19 protein-coding genes are annotated in these 20,030 nt (G+C 39.5%); 17 read left to right on the top strand and 2 right to left on the bottom strand.

Going from position 1 to position 20,030, the window contains the following annotated elements:
• Window positions 1–113 precede the first annotated feature (113 nt).
• Entirely contained in the window at window positions 114–392 is a 279-nt protein-coding gene (locus tag KH286_RS09270) for a hypothetical protein (RefSeq protein WP_008601532.1), read from the bottom strand.
• 192 nt (window positions 393–584) lie between these two features.
• Here KH286_RS09270 and ilvB point away from each other — a divergent pair, with 192 nt between their 5' ends.
• The 14 genes from ilvB (at window position 585) to KH286_RS09200 (ending at window position 15,609) form a co-directional block, all read left to right on the top strand.
• Window positions 585–2,312 (top strand): biosynthetic-type acetolactate synthase large subunit, encoded by a 1,728-nt coding sequence (gene ilvB / locus KH286_RS09265; RefSeq protein WP_118091689.1) that lies wholly within the window; start codon window positions 585–587, stop codon window positions 2,310–2,312.
• A gap of 8 nt (window positions 2,313–2,320) precedes the next feature.
• Window positions 2,321–2,833 (top strand): acetolactate synthase small subunit, encoded by a 513-nt coding sequence (ilvN, locus tag KH286_RS09260; protein ID WP_042986452.1) that lies wholly within the window; start codon window positions 2,321–2,323, stop codon window positions 2,831–2,833.
• Between the two features lie 187 nt (window positions 2,834–3,020).
• Window positions 3,021–3,608: a beta-class carbonic anhydrase gene (locus KH286_RS09255; protein WP_021148405.1), complete on the top strand. Its 588-nt coding sequence runs from the start codon at window positions 3,021–3,023 to the stop codon at window positions 3,606–3,608.
• 31 nt (window positions 3,609–3,639) lie between these two features.
• Window positions 3,640–4,098, top strand: coding sequence for a hypothetical protein (locus KH286_RS09250; RefSeq protein ID WP_021148404.1), 459 nt, complete (start codon window positions 3,640–3,642; stop codon window positions 4,096–4,098).
• A 92-nt stretch (window positions 4,099–4,190) separates the two neighbouring features.
• A complete protein-coding gene (locus tag KH286_RS09245) occupies window positions 4,191–5,513 on the top strand; it encodes a fibronectin type III domain-containing protein (RefSeq protein ID WP_004696616.1) in 1,323 nt (440 codons plus the stop codon).
• A 228-nt stretch (window positions 5,514–5,741) separates the two neighbouring features.
• Window positions 5,742–6,926: a M20 metallopeptidase family protein gene (locus KH286_RS09240; protein WP_118091690.1), complete on the top strand. Its 1,185-nt coding sequence runs from the start codon at window positions 5,742–5,744 to the stop codon at window positions 6,924–6,926.
• 31 nt (window positions 6,927–6,957) lie between these two features.
• A complete protein-coding gene (gene argF, locus KH286_RS09235) occupies window positions 6,958–7,968 on the top strand; it encodes an ornithine carbamoyltransferase (protein ID WP_004696611.1) in 1,011 nt (336 codons plus the stop codon).
• A 110-nt stretch (window positions 7,969–8,078) separates the two neighbouring features.
• Entirely contained in the window at window positions 8,079–9,029 is a 951-nt protein-coding gene (gene argC, locus KH286_RS09230; RefSeq protein WP_118091691.1) for an N-acetyl-gamma-glutamyl-phosphate reductase, read from the top strand.
• 10 nt (window positions 9,030–9,039) lie between these two features.
• Window positions 9,040–9,897, top strand: a complete 858-nt coding sequence (gene argB / locus KH286_RS09225) for an acetylglutamate kinase (RefSeq protein WP_278617847.1) — start codon at window positions 9,040–9,042, stop codon at window positions 9,895–9,897.
• A gap of 83 nt (window positions 9,898–9,980) precedes the next feature.
• Window positions 9,981–11,168 carry an aspartate aminotransferase family protein gene (locus KH286_RS09220; RefSeq protein WP_195394626.1) on the top strand — a complete coding sequence of 396 codons (1,188 nt, stop codon included), beginning with the start codon at window positions 9,981–9,983 and terminating at the stop codon, window positions 11,166–11,168.
• Between the two features lie 144 nt (window positions 11,169–11,312).
• A complete protein-coding gene (locus KH286_RS09215; protein WP_004696604.1) occupies window positions 11,313–11,495 on the top strand; it encodes a hypothetical protein in 183 nt (60 codons plus the stop codon).
• Between the two features lie 190 nt (window positions 11,496–11,685).
• On the top strand, window positions 11,686–12,864 hold the full coding sequence (locus KH286_RS09210) for a M20 metallopeptidase family protein (protein ID WP_195394627.1): 1,179 nt from the start codon (window positions 11,686–11,688) through the stop codon (window positions 12,862–12,864).
• Between the two features lie 21 nt (window positions 12,865–12,885).
• Complete coding sequence (gene dcuC / locus KH286_RS09205) at window positions 12,886–14,241, top strand: C4-dicarboxylate transporter DcuC (protein ID WP_195394628.1); 1,356 nt, start codon at window positions 12,886–12,888, stop codon at window positions 14,239–14,241.
• A 174-nt stretch (window positions 14,242–14,415) separates the two neighbouring features.
• Complete coding sequence (locus KH286_RS09200) at window positions 14,416–15,609, top strand: MFS transporter (RefSeq protein WP_195394629.1); 1,194 nt, start codon at window positions 14,416–14,418, stop codon at window positions 15,607–15,609.
• Window positions 15,610–15,746: 137 nt separating this feature from the next.
• Here KH286_RS09200 and KH286_RS09195 read toward each other — a convergent pair whose 3' ends face one another.
• Window positions 15,747–16,733, bottom strand: a complete 987-nt coding sequence (locus tag KH286_RS09195; RefSeq protein ID WP_004696596.1) for a GMP reductase — start codon at window positions 16,731–16,733, stop codon at window positions 15,747–15,749.
• 183 nt (window positions 16,734–16,916) lie between these two features.
• On the opposite strand from KH286_RS09195, the gene thiT reads away from it, so the two are divergent.
• From thiT to KH286_RS09180, 3 genes are read left to right on the top strand one after another with little or no spacing between them, the layout of a single operon-like run.
• Window positions 16,917–17,447 (top strand): energy-coupled thiamine transporter ThiT, encoded by a 531-nt coding sequence (gene thiT / locus KH286_RS09190; protein WP_105086691.1) that lies wholly within the window; start codon window positions 16,917–16,919, stop codon window positions 17,445–17,447.
• Window positions 17,440–18,564, top strand: a complete 1,125-nt coding sequence (gene mobB, locus KH286_RS09185; RefSeq protein ID WP_195394630.1) for a molybdopterin-guanine dinucleotide biosynthesis protein B — start codon at window positions 17,440–17,442, stop codon at window positions 18,562–18,564. The genes thiT and mobB overlap by 8 nt, the downstream gene beginning before the upstream one ends.
• Window positions 18,545–19,780, top strand: a complete 1,236-nt coding sequence (locus KH286_RS09180; protein WP_195394631.1) for a molybdopterin molybdotransferase MoeA — start codon at window positions 18,545–18,547, stop codon at window positions 19,778–19,780. Before mobB ends, KH286_RS09180 begins: the two co-directional genes overlap by 20 nt.
• Window positions 19,781–20,030: the final 250 nt, after the last annotated feature.

The following is a 20,030-nucleotide window of genomic DNA, read 5'->3' as shown; positions in this document are numbered from 1 at the left end:
GTTGTCAGATCATTCAATGCCCTCTTTAGAGGGCCACCACTAGATAAAGACCCTTATAGGGTCAGAGCAAACCACCCGTTCTACGGGTGGTTATGATTTGTAAATATAGCGTTTTACGCGAGTGCTTTGTCCAATACAGCTTTGATTAAAGATTTTGTTTGGTCATAGCTTTCACCAGGTTGCGCCTCGTATTGTTTGTCGAGGTCGAACCACAAGTTTGGATAGTATTCATATGGGTGAGTTTTGAAGAGCTCATGAGCATCTTGATCTTCAACCCAGTTGATGTGAATATCTGCGTATGCAGGATTTTCTGCAACGAGTTCATCGATAGCACGGAATGCATTGGCGCAATAAGGGCAACCGTTTAAATGGAAACCTAAGATTTCTTTCATGATAGTCAGTCCTTTCAAAATAGAATCTACATATATTTCTATAATTTGAGATTTTATACATATTCATGTACCACAACATATGGTACACTACTGAGTATAACATATCTATATAAGATATTCAATTTTTTAGATATATCTGATGTGAATATTGAGAATTCGATATGCATGCATTATATAAATAAGGAGATACCTATGATTTCAGGCGCACAGTATTTGGTAAAAGCCCTTCAAGAGGAGCAGGTAGAGTTTTTATTTAACTATCCTGGGGCGGCTACTATTGATATCATGGATGAATTATATAAGCAAGATAAGGTAAAGGTTATCTTGCCACGTCATGAGCAAGCATTGGCCCATGCTGCAGATGGCTATGCTCGTAGTACTGGTAAAGTAGGGGTGTGTATGGTAACCTCTGGTCCTGGTGCTACAAATCTTGTGACTGGTATTGCCACAGCGTATGCAGATAGTGTGCCCCTCGTTTGTATTACTGGACAAGTTGATTTAGGCCTCATGGGCAATGATGCTTTTCAAGAGGTAGATACTGTTGGCATCGTCCGCAATATTTGTAAATATGCCGTTACTGTTCGTGACCGTAAAGATTTAGGTCGTATTTTGAAAGAGGCCTTTTACATTGCTCGCACAGGTCGTCCAGGCCCTGTTGTAGTAGATATTCCTAAGAATATTCAGAAGGCTATGGGGTCAGATGAATATCCAACAGAGATTAATATTCGCGGTTACAAACCAAATACCACTGTTCACGTAGGTCAAGTTAAAAAGGCCTGTTCTATTATTAGTAAAGCTAAAAGGCCTCTATTCCTATTAGGCGGTGGGGTAAGTATTAGTGGGGCCAATGACCTTATGATGGAGTTGGTTGAAAAAACAGGGATTCCTGTTGTAACAACCTTGATGGGAAAAGGTGCTATTGATAGCCGTCATCCATTGTATCTTGGTAATGTAGGGATTCACGGTGGCTATGCCCCTAATGTGGCTATAACTGACTGTGACGTGATGATTTCTATTGGTACGCGCTTTAATGATCGTATTACCGGTAAACTAAGTACCTTTGCACAAAATTGTAAGATTATCCATATTGATGTAGATGCGGCATCTATTTCTAAAAATATTAAGGTTGATATTCCAATCGTAGCAGATGCTAAATTGGCTATCGAAAAAATCTTAGAATATATTGAACCTCACGACCTTGGCGAATGGCCAAAACAATTACAGCAACTTAAGGCAGAGCGTCCTGTCACTCAAGCTGACGAAGAGGGGTTAACACCTCAAACTGTTATCGAGTACATCAATCATCACTATGAACATCCTATTGTTACAACCGATGTGGGTCAAAATCAATTGTGGACTACCCAGTTCCTTGATGTGAAAGGTCAATATCAAATGTTGACGTCTGGTGGCTTAGGGACTATGGGCTATGGTTTTCCTGCTGCATTAGGTGCGCAAATGGGAAATCCAGATAAGCGTGTTTTTGCCATCTGTGGTGATGGTGGCGTGCAAATGAATATCCAAGAGTTTGCCACTGCTATGCACTACCGTTTGCCTGTGACGTTAATTATTTTAAATAATGGCTTCCTCGGAAATGTACGCCAATGGCAGCAATTATTTTACGATAAACGTTACGCTTGTACGAACTTGATGATGGATGAAAGTGCCATTGTTACGCGAGACATAATCGACAATGATGAGTTTGAGTATGTACCGGATTTTGTGAAATTGGCGGAAGCTTATGGCGCAAAGGCAATGCGTATTACTAAGGTAGAGGACATCGAAAAAGGGTTCCAATTGGCAGATACTTTCAAAAATGGTCCAACCCTACTCGAGTTCATCATTCCAACGGAGCTCAATGTGTTGCCAATGGTACCAGCAGGTAAGTCTTTAAGTGATATGTTGTTGAAGGATAAAAAATAGGAGGGGCTATGGAAGTACAAATGAAAAAACGCTGTATTTCAGCGTATGTAGAAAACCAAATCGGTGTACTAGCTAAGATTTCAGGCCTCTTTGCAGGCAAAAATTATAATCTTGATACATTGACGGTAGGGGAAACTGAAGACCCTACCATGTCTCGCATGACTATTGATCTTACTTGTGATGATTTGACGTACGAACAAATTATTAAGCAACTAAATCGCAGTGTGGAGATTATTAAAGTTATCGACTTTACTGACATGCGAATTACGAAAAAAGAATTACTATTTATCAAGGTCAATAGCTGTAAAGAAGCGGACAAACAAGAAATTTTCCGCATTGCCCAAACCTTTGATTTGTTAGTTGTGGATTATAATCGTAAATCTGTACTTGTTCAATGTGTAAAAACTGTATCTAAAAATAATGATATGATTGCCTTATTTAAAGATATGTTCGTGAACCGTATTGAAGTCGTGCGCGGTGGTAGCGTTGCCATTGAAGCCTTATCCACACCTGATAGATAAGGTGTGTATTTTAAGTGTACTTTAAAAGTGTTTTAGGTCTATTCAAATATATAATATATGTATTTGAATAGGCCTATTTTTTGTGGCTTAAAGCGTGTACAACTTAATATGATATAATATGTATATCGACCATTATTGATATAGAGAGCTTGGTTGTATGCCGAGACCTTTAACTATAGGAGGTATCATGAGTTTATTAGATGATATTTTAGCCCACAATAGAGAATATGTAGAAGATCAAAATACAGGTTATGTAGATACAGATACAAAGTGTAGTAAAATGCCAAGTCGCGAGATGGCCATTGTTACATGTATGGATACACGTCTTGTTAACTTCTTAGAAGATTCCATGGATATTGGGCGCGGTGAAGCGAAAATCGTAAAGACTGCAGGTAACTGTATTACAGGTCCCTTTGATGGCGTTGTACGTAGTTTACTTGTTTGTATTTATGAGCTAGGCGTTAACGAAATCTTTATCATTGGTCATCACGAATGTGGTATGGCAAAAACTACAGCAAAAGATCTAACAGAAAAAATGTTGGCTCGTGGTATTGCACCAGAAGCGATTCATATGGTCCGTAAAGAAATGGAACGCTGGGCTGATGGCTTTACACATCCTGCAGAGAATGTGGAAGAAACAGTGGACGAATTGCGTATGAACCCTTTAATTCCTAAAGACGTGCCAATTCATGGTCTTATCTTTCATCCTAGAACGGGTGAAATCGAAGTCATTGTTAATGGCTATACACAAATGAAACAATATTACGAAAAATAATAGGTAAATTCTTTAATAGAGGTATTGTGAATTGAGCAATATAGATAGATTAGATACATTTGAGGTAGCATGTAAACATTTTCTTACGGATCTTTCAAATTTTAAAAATCTCATTTCCACTCAAGTTCAATCATTAGATAGTCTAGAATGGGCTTTTGATAAAGGTTCCACTAAGGTTTGTAGTGCTGACGAAACGGGCTTAAAAAAACGCTGTAAGGTTGGCGTAAAATATAGATTACAGGTTGAGTTATCTCAAGTTGATGCGGAAACTATATGGGAGGAATTTAGTCGGTTTTGGGGTGACACTACTTTAAATCAAATTGAAAGAGTAGGTAGCAATGAGGAACTAGGTCGCTATCAATTTATAGCCAATAACTCTTTAGGGGATGAGCTTACCTGTGATATCTATTTACCTAATGAATGGAATATACCGCAATTAAATATGTTGGGATTTATTTCTGCTAGATATAGAAACGTAGATGTTGAATAAGTATAGAAAAATCTTATTTGACTTAAAGTTAAGTTTAAGTTTTATAATGTGTTCATATTAGTACTTAATAGATATTTACATAAAGGAACTATATGAATAAAAGTAAACTGTTAAAAACAATTATAGCCATTTTTGTTTTGGCTGTATTAATTATAGGTGGATATGTCCATAAGGATGCCATACAGAGTCGCATAGCTAGAACTGCCGCCGTTGTAAGTGGACAAGAAATTAAGCCACTCCTCGATTCCGAAAGTCGTTATATTCGGCAAATTGTAGCTCAAGATAATAGCATGAGTCGTACTATTATGTGGCAATCAGATAGCAGCGAAGCTGATGCGGTAATAGAGTATCGTCTTGTTGGATCCGATACGACTCAAACGATAAGAGCTACAGACAAAGCTTTTACCGATGATGGCAGTACCACCTATATCCATGAGGGTACAGTAACTGGTTTGACGCCTAATACTAAATACGAATATCGCGTTGGTTATGGCAATGATCGTCGCAGTGATTGGTATTCGTTGGAAACTGCTGGCTCCAGTGTGTATGATGTTCTTATCTATCCAGATTCTCAATCTGGTGATTATTCTGCGTGGGAGCAGATTGTTAAGGATTCCGCACATCGCAATCCAAGGACAGCCCTGTATATTAGCATGGGGGACCTTGTAGATAATGGGGAACAAGACTATCAATGGCGCACTTGGTTGAATTCCATCAGACCATTGAGTGCTAATGTGCCGTTAGCAACGACCTTAGGCAATCATGAGATGTATACATTAGATTGGAAAATGCGCGAGCCTTATGCATATTTGAATTACTTCGCAGTACCGCCTAATGGGAATGAAATATTTAATCGCCGTTATTATTCCTATGATTTTGGCGATGTGCATTACGTTGTATTAGATACGATGTTGTATGAAAGTAATCATGAGGATAATCATGATACTCATCATCCTGATTTGTACGATGTAGAGGTTCAGTGGCTACGTCAAGATTTAGCAGCTAATACTAAAAAGTGGACTGTAGTCCTCATGCATCGTGATCCATTCCGATATGCCTTTGACCGACCAGGTGCAAGTCGCGATGTAGGTTTCGATGATGAGGGCGTATTATTTATGCCTATCTTCGATGAGTTTAATGTAGACTTAGTTTTATCTGCTCATTTACATACATACCGCAACCGTGGCCATGTACGAAACTTTGATCGAGACCCATCTGGTCCACTATATATCCTTACAGGGATAGCTGGTGATGCACGACGTCCTAAGTGGAAGCAACATCCTCTAGATGTATATGTAGCACCTCAGCCTGAAACAAATAATTATATGTCTATGACAGTGACACCGAATAAGCTGATTGTAAAATCATTTTTACCTGATGGTACTCAGCTTGACGAATCAGTCATTGAAAAATAAGAAAAAGACGCCTTTTTTGGAAGGTGTCTTTTTTTGTCTATTTTTCTCTAATCAAAGGTTGCAAGAATCTATGAGTAAAATTGATTTACAATACAACAAATAAAAATACAATGGATTTGTATAAATACTTGCTAATTGTGGTGTGTAGTATTATAATACGTGTATAGATTATAAAAATACACAAAATATGTATAAAATATACATACAGTGTATAAAGGAGATAGAGTAATGAACACATTACAAGATTTAATTAAGAAATATGCCTCCCAATATAAAGAACAAGTTGTGGAATGGCGCCGACATATTCATAGCCATCCAGAGTTATCTGGTGAAGAAAAAAATACATCTTTATTTATTCAAAAGGTTCTTGGTGAACTAGGAATCCCTTTTGTAAACGATGTTTCTGATTATGCCGTTATCGGTAAGATAGAAGGTGCTCATACAGGCCCTGTTATTGCATTGCGTGCCGATATGGATGCATTACCCATACATGAAATAACAGGATTGCCCTTTGCTTCACAAAATGAAGGCGTTATGCATGCTTGTGGTCATGATAGCCACATGGCAATCTTGCTTGGTGCAGCAGCGATTTTACAGTCTATTAAAGATCAATTGCACGGCACTGTAAAGCTTGTATTCCAGCCTTCCGAAGAGGAAGCTTTATTCCCAGGAGCACAAGGTATTGTCGATAGTGGTATCCTCGATGATGTAGACGAGATATATGGTCTCCATGTATGGCCTCAACTTCCAGTTGGTGCGGTAGGCCTAAAAAAAGGTAATTTGATGGCTGCATCAGACCACTTCCTTGTACATATTAAGGGCAAATCAACCCATGGTGCGGAGCCTCACAATGGGGTTGATGCTATTGTGGCCGCAGCGAACTGGATTGTAAATGTGGAGTCCATGGTCGCTCGTGAAACTAACCCGATGGAAAATCTTGTATGCACAATTGGAGTGATTAATGGTGGTGACCGATACAATGTGGGCTGTGGCGATGTGTATCTTGAAGGTACTTGTCGTACCTATGAACCAGAGAAACGTGATTATATTGAACGACGATTAGGTGAAAGTTTACAGGCCCTCGATGTGTTGTTTAAAACGGAAAGTACTTTGGATTATAAAAGGGGACATGGTGCAACTATCAATAATCCAGAGGCCATTGATTATGCCACATCCATTGTAGAGAAATATCTTGGTAAAGACGCAGTGGTACATCCTGAGTTCCCATCTATGGCAGCAGAAGACTTCTCCGCCTATCTTCATAAAATCAAAGGTGCGTTCCTTTGGTTAGGCACTGGCTTTGAAGGCAATCCGGCCTTACATAATGAGGCTTTCACCATCGATGAAAGCATCCTCGAACCTAGTATAACAATGATGGCAGCTATTGCCGCCGAATATTTACAAGAAAAGTAGTTAAACACATAGTTTGAAATAAGAGGTTATCATGAAAAGTTTACAACATACATCATTTAAAACAATGCTTCAATATACACCAGAGGAAATTAAATACTTTTTAGATTTAGCAGCTAAATTAAAAGCAGATAAAAAAGCGGGTAAGGAAATTAAAACATTAGAAGGTAAAAACTTTGTTCTAATTTTTGAAAAAGACTCAACGCGGACCCGCTGTGCTTTTGAGGTAGGGGCAGCTGACCAAGGTGCTTTTACAACATATCTTGGTCCTACAGGTTCTCAAATGAATAAGAAAGAATCCTTAAAGGACACGGCTCGTGTTCTCGGTTCCATGTATGATGCCATCGAGTTTAGAGGCTTTGACCAAAAGGACGTAGATACATTGGAGGAATACTCTGGTGTGCCAGTTTGGAATGGGCTTACCGATATGGATCATCCTACACAAACATTAGCCAATTTCTTAACACTTCAAGAAAATATCGACAAACCGTTGAATGAAATTTCTTTTGCCTATGTAGGTCATGGTCAATCTAATATGTGCAATGCTTTGATGAGTGGTGCCGTTAAAATGGGGATGGATTTCAGACTTATTGGTCCTAAACAATACTGGCCAGCTGGTCCATTCTACGAAGAGTGCTTAAAGGTGGCTAAAGAAACAGGTGCTACTATCACTTGTACAGATGATGTAGCTGAAGGTGTTAAAGGCTTAGATGTCATTTACACTGGTGTGTGGGTAACGATGGGCGATACTTACGATATGTGGGAGGAACGTATCAATACATTTAAACCGTTCCAAGTAAATGCAGAAATGATGGCATTAACTGGTAATCCCAATACTAAGTTCTGTCACTGTTTACCTGCGTTCCACAACACAGAAACACAAGTAGGTAAAGATATTTATGAACGGTTTGGCATGGATGGCATTGAGGTAACCGAAGAGGTATTCGAAGGTCCAAACTCATTGGCGTTCCAAGAAGCAGAAAATCGTCTCCACACGATTAAGGCAGTTATGGTTGCTACCTTTGGAAATTATCCATTGAAATAAGTTCATCTTCCTAAATGGTGATGTATGGTATCGTTTGTTTTCTATTTATATTGGATAAAGGGCTATATAAATAGGTGTGAGTCACCAATAGGTGAGAATTGAGGTTTATTATGACACCCCATAGAGTATTTATTGTCGGTCATGAAGGCACAACGGGTCTTAGAATTCATGAACGATTATCCGATCGAAAAGATATAGAACTCTTAGCGACTGCTGATGAGGATCGCAAAAATGTAGAGGCCATTAAAGTGGTTGCAAAAAAGGCAGACATCGTATTTCTTTGTTTACCTGATGCGGCATCTAAAGATATTATGGCGGTTATCGGTGACTTGCCGTGCAAGGTAATCGATACATCTACTGCTTTTAGAACTGATTCTGATTGGGCCTATGGTTTCCCAGAGCTTGGTACTAATTATAAGACAGCTATTGCTACTAAAAAACATATTGCAAATCCTGGCTGTCATGCAAGTGGTATGATAGCTTGCATAGCACCTCTTGTAAAAGAAGGGCTCGTGCCAGCGGATTATCCTTTCACTATTACATCCTTAACAGGCTATAGCGGTGGTGGTAAGAAGATGATTGGCCAATATGAAAGTAGTCCTAAGGACTATTTCCTTTATGCGCCTCGTCAATATGGGCTTGGCCAAGAACATAAACATTTACCCGAAGTACAACATGTATGCGGCCTTAGTGAAGCTCCAATTTTTATGCCAATTGTTGATGATTACTACTCTGGAATGGAGGTTACCGTAGGTATTCATAGTCGTTTATGTCATAAACCTGTTTGTATTGATAAGGTACAACAAACGTTAGAATACTTTTACAAAGATAGTACAATCGTTACGGTTGCACCATTTACTGAAAATAGCAATAGCGGTATGTTAAACGCTAATCAATTGAGCAATACGGACAGTATGAAAATCTATGTCACTGGTAACGATGAACGCATCATGGTTCACGCCATTTTCGATAATTTAGGTAAAGGTGCATCGGGTGCCGCCGTTCAATGTATGAATATTGCATTGGGGTTACCAGAGGATACTGGTTTAGTATTAGGTTAGAGAGGAATCTATGAAGAATGTAACAAATGCAATGCGGGCGCATATCTTAACGGCGGCCGTTCCATATATAAAACAATACACAGATCAGTACGTTGTCGTTAAATACGGTGGCAATGCCATGGTGGATGAAGAGTTAAAGAAATCTGTCATGAAGGATTTACTATTACTTCGATTAGTGGGGGTAAAAGTTGTGCTCGTTCATGGTGGTGGTCCAGCTATTAATAGCACCTTAGAGGCGATGCAAATTGAATCACATTTTGCTAATGGATTACGCGTTACCGATGAAGCAACGATGGATGTTGTACAAATGGTGCTAGCCGGCAAGGTGAATAAAGGGCTCGTGGCGGATTTAACGGATCTTGGTGGCAAAGCTGTTGGCCTTTGTGGCGTAGATGGCAACATGATTCAAGTTCATAAACAAAACGAAGAACTTGGTTACGTAGGTTATATTGATACCATTGATACCAGCATTATCCATGACGTAATTAGCCGTGGCTATATTCCGGTTATTTCTTCTATCGGCATGGGAGCCGATGGCAAGACCTACAATATTAATGCGGATACGGTAGCTGCGAAAATTGCAGGTGCCCTCAAGGCGGAAACCATGGTAGCTATGACCAATATTGATGGTGTATTGCGAGATGTGCATGATCCAGATTCTTTAATTTCTAAAATTACGATGGCTGAGGCAGTTCAGTTAAAAGCGGATGGTGTCATTGCAGGCGGTATGATTCCAAAGGTAGATTGCTGCTTAGAGGCCATAGAAGCAGGGGCACAAAAGGTATTCATCATCAATGGTGAAATTCCACATGCCATTCTTATCGAGTTATTAACCGATGAAGGCCTTGGTACAATGTTTGTTGCTTAATAGTAAACATAATACTGGTAATCATCTATTGGGTATCTTTTACATAGATAGACGACGGCATGACCGTACATTTGGAGGATATAATGAGTAATGCAATCGATTTTGAACAACAAGATAAAGAATATATAGCCAATACGTATGGTCGGTTCAACGTATGCTTTGAAAAAGGAAAAGGTTCTCTTTTGTGGGACGTAGATGGTAAAGAGTACATCGACCTCGGCTCTGGTATTGGCGTAACCGCCTTTGGTGTTGACGATGATGAGTGGACTGAGGCTGTTACTAAGCAGTCTCATGCGTTGAATCATATTTCTAATTTATACTATTCCTTGCCACAAATTGAGCTAGCGAAACAGCTCTGTGCGAAAACGGGGATGAAAAAGGTGTTTTTTTCTAACTCTGGTGCGGAGTCTAACGAATGTGCTATTAAGACAGCGCGTAAATATAGCCATGACAAATATGGCGAAGGACGTCATATAATTGTTACCTTAGTCAATAGTTTCCACGGTCGTACTATTACCACCTTGTCTGCGACAGGACAAGATGTATTCCATCAACATTTCTTCCCATTTACGGAAGGCTTTATTCATACCCCAGCCAATGATATTGATGCGGCTTTGAAAGCCCTTGCTAATCCATCTGTTTGTGCCATCATGATGGAACCTATTCAAGGTGAAGGTGGTGTTATGCCATTAGATAAGGAGTTTGTCCAAAGCGTAACAAAATATGCTCATGAACACGATCAACTGGTACTCATCGATGAGGTACAAACTGGTAATGGTCGGACTGGCAGCTTATATGCATACCAACAATTTGGTATCGAACCAGATGTGGTATCTACTGCAAAAGGTTTGGCCGGAGGGCTACCCATGGGTGCCACCTTATTCAATGAAAAGATGCAATATGTATTAAATGCTGGTGCTCATGCTACTACTTTTGGAGGTAATCCAATCTGCGCAGCTGCAGGTAATACCATTATTAGCCGGTTAACTCCTGAACTCCTTGACTCTGTAAAAGCAAAAGGGGAATACGTAAAGGCTACCTTAACTGGTAAACCTGGCGTTCTTGGTGTTAGCGGTATGGGCCTCATGCTTGGCATTGAAACTACGGTTGATGCTAAAGCTGTTATAGCTAAATGTCTTGAAAAAGGCGTAGTATGCTTATCTGCTAAAAATAAAGTGCGCCTTTTACCAGCTCTTAATATCCCGCAAGAACAGTTAGAAAAAGCTATTGCTATTTTAGCTGATGTGATTGAAGAATTAGCAGCACAGTAAGAAGTAAGATTTTGTTTAACTTTCATAAATATTGTTTACTATAGTTATGTAACATTGAACTATGGAAATAAACCGATGATTATATAGACTTTACTCCGTATTCGTGTTACTCTAAAAGAAACAGTCTATATTGGAGGAGTAAATATGAATACAGAATCCTTACGTAATGAAGTATTGGTTCCAGCGGTAGCAAAAACGTTGGACATTGCAGCTAAAGCAAAACCTACAAAAGAAGAAATTATCACAACGGCGAAAATCACCGCTGCTGTGACAGTTGCAACAGCTGTTGTATCCTTAGCGGTACAAGCAGTATTGCGCAACCGATAAGAAACTGAGAAAACGACATGGCGTTGCCTGTCGTTTTCTTTTACTTTTACCCTGTTATTCCCCTAAATAAGGGGTTTTTCTTGGCGCATGTAGGTTGTGTATTTATAAATTCGGAGACTGTTTAATCGTTATATATTAGCGATGCATATTGATATGCAATTGATATATTGATATTAGAGGAGGCGATACGATGCATAGTCGCGATTTAATAGAGCAATATAAAGGTTATGTTCAAAATTGGCGTAGATATTTTCATAAACATCCAGAACTCAGTAATGAAGAGTTTGAAACGACAAAGACACTCGCTAAAGAACTAGAATCAATGGGCGTAGAGATTCATGTAGACATAGAGCGTGGTATCGGCTTAATTGGTATTATCCATGGTGCTAATCCGGGAAGGGCTATCGCGTTGCGCGCCGATATCGATGCATTGCCTGTTTATGAACATAATACAGTGGACTATAAATCTGAAGTAGAAGGTAAAATGCATGCTTGCGGTCATGATGGACATATGGCTATTTTATTAGGTGCGGCTAAAATGCTAATGTCTATGAAAGACCGTATTGAAGGCGATGTGTATTTAGCATTCCAACCTGCGGAAGAAACTGGCGCAGGGGCTCCGGATTTCATCAAGTTTGGTGATTGGTATGATAAGGTAGATGCTATCTTTGGTGGTCATGTGTGGATCGATTTGCCAGCGGGCCTTGTGTCTGTTGAGGAAGGCCCTCGTATGGCTGCCAGTAGCCAGATTACAATTAATGTAAAGGGTAAACAAGGTCATGGTGCACAGCCTCATCAAGCGATTGATGCAATCGTGGTGGCTAGTGCCATCGTTATGAATTTGCAAACTGTGGTTTCTCGTAATGTGAGTGCCCTTGATTCCGTCGTTGTTACGATTGGCAATATTCACTCTGGCTCAGAATGGAATGTCATCCCTGGGGAAGCTTCCCTAGGCGGTACAGTTCGTTTCTTTGATCCAAACCAAGAACAATATATTGTCGATACTATTCGCCGCATTGTAGAACACACTGCAGAGGCCTATGGAGCGACTGCTACATTAGAATATGTAAAAAAAGTGCCTCCTACTATTAATGATCCTAAATCCAGTGAACTTGCAGAACGTGTCGTTATTGATACATTAGGTGAGGACAAGCTTTCTAAGATGCGTAAAGTAATGCCTGGAGAAGATTTTGCATGGTATTTACAAGATAAATCAGGATGCTTTGCCTTTATTGGTATTCAAAACCCTGAAGTAGAAGCTACATACGATCATCATAATAATAGATTTAATATGGATGATACCGTATTATCTGCAGCATCTGCGGTGTATACTGAATATGCAATTCAGTGGTTAAAAGAACATAACTAAAATTCTATGTAAGAGGTTCTTATGAATATAGTTATATGTCTCATTATTATTGCTATAACAGGCATATTATTGATGAAGCGCTATCAACCACAGCCTATTTTGATTGGCATGGGAATCCTCATGATGTTCATCGCTTATGAGGGAAAATGGATTGATGCCATATTAGTTGATGGTCAATCTACAGGGGTTCTTATATTTGATGCCATGGATATCGTAAGGATAACGACATCTAATAATATAGTTAATTTGGGCCTTATGATTATGACTTGTGCAGGCTATGCAAAATATATGGAATATATTGGGGCAGGAACGCGACTCGCAGATACTTTTATCCGCCCTTTATATCGCCTTAATCGACCATATATTGTGTTAGCCCTTATGTTTTTACTCAATATGGGATTAGCTATTTGTGTTCCCAATCCTTTGAGTCTTGCTCTCCTCATGATGGTCACAATGTATCCTGTTTTAGTTCGATTAGGTGTAAGTCCTGTAGGGGCGGCTGCAGTTATTGCTACGGGACACCTTATGGATGTAGGACCTGGGGCGGTGTCTACTTTATTGATTGCAAAGGTATTAAATATTCCTGTGCCAAACTATTTTGTAGGCTATCAGTTGAGGATTTATTTCTTAGTTGCTATTGTGACTGCCATAGCGCACTTCTGGTGGCAGAGATATCGAGATCGAATTGATGGCCCTATGGATGTAAATGATCTTGAAAGCATTCCTAAAGCGCCTATTGGTCCCAAGCTATATATGATATTCCCATTATTACCATTGTGTTTTATCTTAGGCTTTAGCCAGTATGGTTTTTCTGGTGTAAAGATGAATGTTACTCTTGCCATGATGCTTGCCTTTGGCATTGCTCTAATGACAGAATTAATTCGTCATCGAAATCTGAGAACTGTACTTAAGAGCACCACAGTTTTCTTTGAAGGTATGGGGAATCAGTTCTCTTATGCAGTGACTCTTATTATAGGGGGGCAAATCTTTGCGCAAGGTTTGGTTAGCCTAGGCCTTATTGATTCGTTAGTTAGTACACTTCAAACACTATCCTTAAACTCTATTGGACTTACCTCTATTCTTGGAGGGGGTATGCTAGGACTTAGTATGGTTACAGGTAGTAACGTAGCACCATTATTCACATTAGTTCCACTAGTACCTGATATTGTATCTAATCTTAGCCTTGATCCGATTACCACTATGCTTGGCATGCAAAATGGAGCTAGCCTTGGTTTGTTCTTAAGCCCAATTAGTCCAGTTATGGTTGGTGTAGCTGGTGTAGCTCATATTAAATCGGTAGATTTACTTAGACGCACGGCTGTGCCAGTTCTTGTGGCATTACTTACAAGTTGTGCGGGAATATGGGTGCTTTTTTAATTTTAATTTAAATTTACAAAACCCTCTTTACATGTTTTGTAAAGAGGGTTATTATATTCCAATATTAAATCATATGTAATTAAAATGGTTTCCTGTTAAAGTACAAGTTTTAGTGCTTTGCGGATAAAAAGGGCCTTTCTTCGCCGGACGGTTCTAGAAGCCAGAAAGGATGTAATGAACGATCAAGTTTCTATTTCAACAGCAAATATTCGTGGTGCTTTTGGGGCATTTTTTATCCCTGGTATGTACACAGCTTTATGGGCTGGTTTTGTGCCATATTTAAAAGCAAAGCTTAGTATTGGTGAAGATGTATTAGGTTCCATGATTTTGTTGCTCGGTGTAGGTTCTTGTTTATCCATGGCTATAGCAGGTAAGCTTGTAGAAAGCTTTGGGTGTAAGAGAGTCGTTTTGTTAGCTAGCTTTATTGGTATGGTATCTCTTGCCATCGTTACTATGTGTCCTACTATTGCTACAACAACAGTAGCCCTGTTCTTTTTTGGTATTGGTGTAGGCCTTAGTGGTGCTTCTGCTAATTTACAAGCTATCCTAACAGAAAAGGTGAGCAAAAAACATTTAATGGGCGCCTATCACGGTGGCTGGAGCTTAGGTGGTTTTGCTGGTGCCGGTGTTTTGCTCGTGCTTTTAAAAATCTTATCGCTGCCTGTTAATCAAAGTATTTGGGGACTTCTCATCGTACTATTTATTGCGATGGTTGTAGTTAGCCAATTTATGTTGACCTTTGGTAGTGATCCAAATGCAAAGGTTACTAAAAAATCTAAAAGCCCATTGTCCTTTCATCCAATCGCTCTTATTTTTGGTTTATTGTCCTTTGTTTCTTACTTGGTAGAAGGTGCTGTAGGGGATTGGAGTGCATTATATTTATTTGAAGATAAAGGGATTGTTATTGAAGAGGCTGTCATGGGTGTAATGCTCTTTAATGGTACTATGTGTATAGGCCGTTTGCTTGGTAATAGATTAGGTAAACACTTAACATCAAAGCAAGTTGTTGTTGGTGGCTACTTACTTGGCTCTATTGCGATGGGGCTTATCGTGTTCTTGCCAGGTCATGCATCCATGTATACTTACTTATTATTGGGTATTTCATTAGCTATGATAGTACCAAACCTATTCTCTGCAATGGGGGAACAAAATGTCATTCCTATGACACAAGCGGTCGCAACATCCACAATGCTCGGTTATATGGGTATTTTGATGGGACCTGCCTTAATTGGTTTCATTGCGCACGGTACAAGTCTTACAGTAGCATTTATCGTATTGACTATATTGCTTGTTGTAAGTGCAGGTATTGGTAAATACGCATACCATTTAATGAGTAAAGACTGTGGTCTTAGTGAAGAACAAATTTAATAGCCTATAATTAAGGAGCTACGATTTTCGTATCGTAGCTCCTTTTTCATATTTTTATATTTTATGTATTTCTCGCATTAAAAAGCCACAGGTCTAGAACCTGTGGCTTTTAGAACTATCATTATATATTGATTAGATTAGCGATCGCCATTGAAGATGGAGTTTTTAACAAGCACATAGTCTACTTTGCGGATGGCTTGTAGAGTCGTACCGCCAGCGTAAGAAATAGCGGATTGTAAATCTTGTTCCATTTCAGTTAATGTATCGAAGATAGAACCTTTGGAATCGATGAAGATTTTTTTACCTTCTACATTTTTGCGTTCCCCTTTTTGGAACTCAGAAGCGGAACCAAAGTATTCTTTTACAGCTTTGCCGTCAACAATCTTTTCTTCCCCTGGGGATTCCTCGTGACCTGCAAAGAGGGAGCCAATCATAACCATAGTAGCACCAAAGCGAATGGATTTTGCGATGTCGCCATGGTCACGAATACCGCCGTCAGCGATGATAGGTTTAGTAGCTGCTTTTGCGCACCAGCGAACAGCCGCTAATTGCCAGCCACCAGTACCAAAGCCAGTTTTCAATTTTGTGATACATACTTTACCAGGACCGATGCCTACTTTAGTCGCATCAGCACCAGCATTTTCTAGTTCACGAACTGCTTCTGGAGTGCCTACATTACCAGCGATAATGAAGGTTTCAGGTAAGTTCTTTTTTATGTATTGAATCATTTCGATGACCGCATTGGAATGACCATGTGCAATATCAATAGTGATATATTCTGGGGTTAAGTTTGCTTTCTTAAATTCATCAACTAAAGCAAATTCTTCAGCTTTTACGCCGATAGAAATAGAAGAATATAGGTTAAGGTCGTGCATGCGTTTTACAAAGTCCATACGACGTTCTGGTTGGAAACGATGCATGATATAGAAATACCCTTCACGAGCTAATTTTTCAGCCAACTCTTCGTCGATAATAGTTTGCATATTAGCAGGTACTACTGGCAAGCGGAATGTGCGTTTACCTAATTTTACATGTGTATCACATTCGCTACGACTGGAGACAATACATTTGTTAGGAATCAATTGCACGTCTTCATAATCAAAGATGTTAGTTGTATTAATCATAGTTTCTATATCTCCTTCGAGTATTACATATTGAACCTGTACCATTATACAAGAGACTCATAAAATTTTCAATACGTTCCGAATATTTTGTTTGGTATAAGGGATAAACTGTAGTACAATACAAGTAGATTGTATAAATAATATATTCATTTATAGATATATGGTAAAAGGAGGTTGATTAATGTGGAACAGTCTAAAACCCGTATGCTTGCTGAAGCTGGCGTAGCAATTGCCATTGCTCAAGTGTTGTCATTTATTACGATTTTTCATATGCCACAGGGAGGCTCTATTAAGGCGGCAGCTTTGGTACCACTCATGATTTACGCATATCGTTGGGGCGGAACACGAGGTATCTTCGTAGGTGTTGTATATGGTATATTACACTTTATTTTAGGCTTTAAATCATCTGTTCATTATTTAAGTATTGTATTAGACTACTTGGTTGCTTACGGTGCTATTGGCGTTTGTGGTTACTTTAAAGATTCTCTTTCTGGACTTATCACTGGATCCATCGTAGGTATTGTATTGCGTTGGGGGGCATCTGTTACGAGCGGTGCTGTGGTCTTTGCTAGCTATGCTCCGCAAGGGCAGAATCCTTGGGTTTATTCCATGATTTATAATGCATCCTATATGGTACCAGATGGGCTTTTAAATATTGCAGTTTTACTATTCATCTACCAAGGTGTTAAACGAGGTTTACAACGTCGTGGATAAATTAGGTTTAATTATTTTGGCTGGAGGACTCAGCACTAGAATGGGGCAACCTAAGGCTTTGTTGTCTTGGATTAATGGTGAAAGTCTTATATCTCATGCCCTTCGTAAGGGCTTAGATGCAGATGTTCAAGATATTCTTATCTCCATTGGTGATGACGAGCAATTAGGACTTGCTATACAGACTCATATTATAGATACATTATCGAACGATGAGAAAAATAAGGTTTCTATTGTTCGTGATTCTGTTGGGCGATGCGGACCTTTAGGGGGGCTGTATAGCACTCTAGCGGTTGGTACTAGTTCTGCTTATGCAGTAATGGCAGTAGATATGCCATTCATGGAAATGGATTTGTATTATGATTGGCTCTATCAAGTAGATCATAATGATTGGAATGCCATTGTCCCATATAGTGAAAGTGGTAAATCTGAGCCGATGGCCGGTATTTATAGGCCATATATTGCGTCCTTAATTCAATCTATTCTTGTTGGCGAAAATGTATCCTTGCATCATGCTCTTGACGTCATTGGGCATGTTGAGTCCATTGATGCTACTGACTATAGCTGGGAATTAAGTAATATTAATCGCTTTGAAGATTATCAATGGGCGCGAGCTTTGGCGGAAAATGAATTTCGCCGTGTACCTTTAATTAGTGTGGTCGCATCAAAACGTAAAACAGGTAAGACAACTGTTGTAACGCGTCTTGTGTCTGAGTTACAAAAAATCGGTTTATCCGTTGGTGTTGTCAAAAGCGATAAACATGGCTTTCAGATGGATCATGAGGGAACAGATACAGATCTTGCTTATAAAGCTGGGGCTGATGCGGTTGCTATTGCAGGGCCTACTGAAACAGCGATTCGCATACGTACAAAAGAACAATCAAATCTGTATGAAATATCACAGTTTATGCCCGTAGATATAGTTATACTAGAATCACGGTCTCAAGGGATTGCCCCTATTATAGAGGTTACCCAAGAGGGACATACGGAAGAGCTTATCTCGGATTCCATGGACCGAGTGGCGACGATAGAAATTGGTAAGTTAGATCAAGACGTACCTGAATTGGTACGTCACATACAGGAAATGATGAGGAGTTTAAATGGCCGTCGTTACTGTTGAGAAGGCGCTCCAATTGTGGGATGAAGCCTTACAAACGCAAGTTCATAAAGTTGAAACAATAGATGTTAAGGCTGCGAAGGGGTACGTGTTAGCAGAGGACATTATTGCACCCACAGACGTACCTGCATTCCCAAAATCTGCTATGGATGGTTATGCCATCGCCTACGAAGAAGGTCGTAATGAATATATCGTTGACGGTATCATTGGTGCTGGTGTTGTATGGGAACATCCCGTAGACGTTGGTCATGCGGTGCGTATTATGACTGGTGCACCGGTACCAGATACATGTGATACTGTCATCATGCAAGAACAAGTGGTTGGCACTGGTGAACCACAAACTACAATTACGATTCAAGGCAAATATCATTGTGGTGATCATATTATTCCACAAGGTGAGGAGTGTGTTGCCGGCACCATTGTGATCCCACGTGGTACAGAGGTAACATCTACAGTACAAACCATTTTGACGGGGCTAGGTATGACGGAGATATCTGTTAATGCCATGCCTCGTGTATTAGTTCTTACCTCTGGCCATGAGGTTATTGAACCTGGTGAAAGTTTAACACCTGGTAAAATCTACAACTCTAATCGAGCTATGATCTGTGGGCTCTTGGAGGATTTAGGTTTTCATAAGATAACACATTATCATGTAAGTGATGCTCCGGAGGAGTTAGACTCTGAAATCAACCATGTGTTGAAGCTTAGTGAAGAAGCAGATGTTATTATCAGTTCTGGTGGTGTGTCGGTAGGCCTTTTCGATACGATGCCTCTTATTTATGAAAAACTAGGAGCAAAATCTATCTATGCCCGTATTCAAATGCGACCGGGTGCAGCATCTTATGGTGCGGTTACCCCAAAAGGTCAGATTATCTTTGGTTTGTCCGGTAATCCAGGGGCTGCCTTTAATGGGTGGCATTTAATCGTAGCACCAACCTTGAAACGCTATAAAGGTTTGGCAAACTGGACTACACCAGTGGTGGCCTGTGTTATGGATTCGGAAATTTTTAAACGCAATGCTTTTGATCGCTATGTACAAGGTAAAGTAATCTTCGGTGGTGGCGCGCCACGCTTTGTGGCTAATCGTCACTTTAACAGTAGTAGCATGTTAGGCTTATATACGGTTAATGCTTTGGCGTGTATTCCGAGAGGCGTACATGAGGTACGGCCTGGCGATACTTTTGATGTGTATCTATTAGGACTGCTACCTGCGATTTAAATTATATGAGATTAATATTTATAGACGTTTAATATTTCAAAATTTAGGATGTTACATATCTGTAATATTTAGTGATAATAATAAGACGAGGTCTCTCTAGAGGTCTCGTCTATTTGTTATATAAAATTATTTCAATTCTGTTGCTATAGGTACTGAAATTAAATCTCAATTAACTTATAATAAAGTCAACAAAAGGACAGTCCTTTTAATTATATTAATTGAGTTTTGACAAAATTTTATTTCAATCTAC

It is taken from the genome of Veillonella parvula, assembly GCF_018378075.1.
In the GTDB taxonomy this organism is placed as follows: domain Bacteria; phylum Bacillota; class Negativicutes; order Veillonellales; family Veillonellaceae; genus Veillonella; species Veillonella parvula_K.
This window is presented reverse-complemented; position numbering and strand designations above follow the sequence as displayed.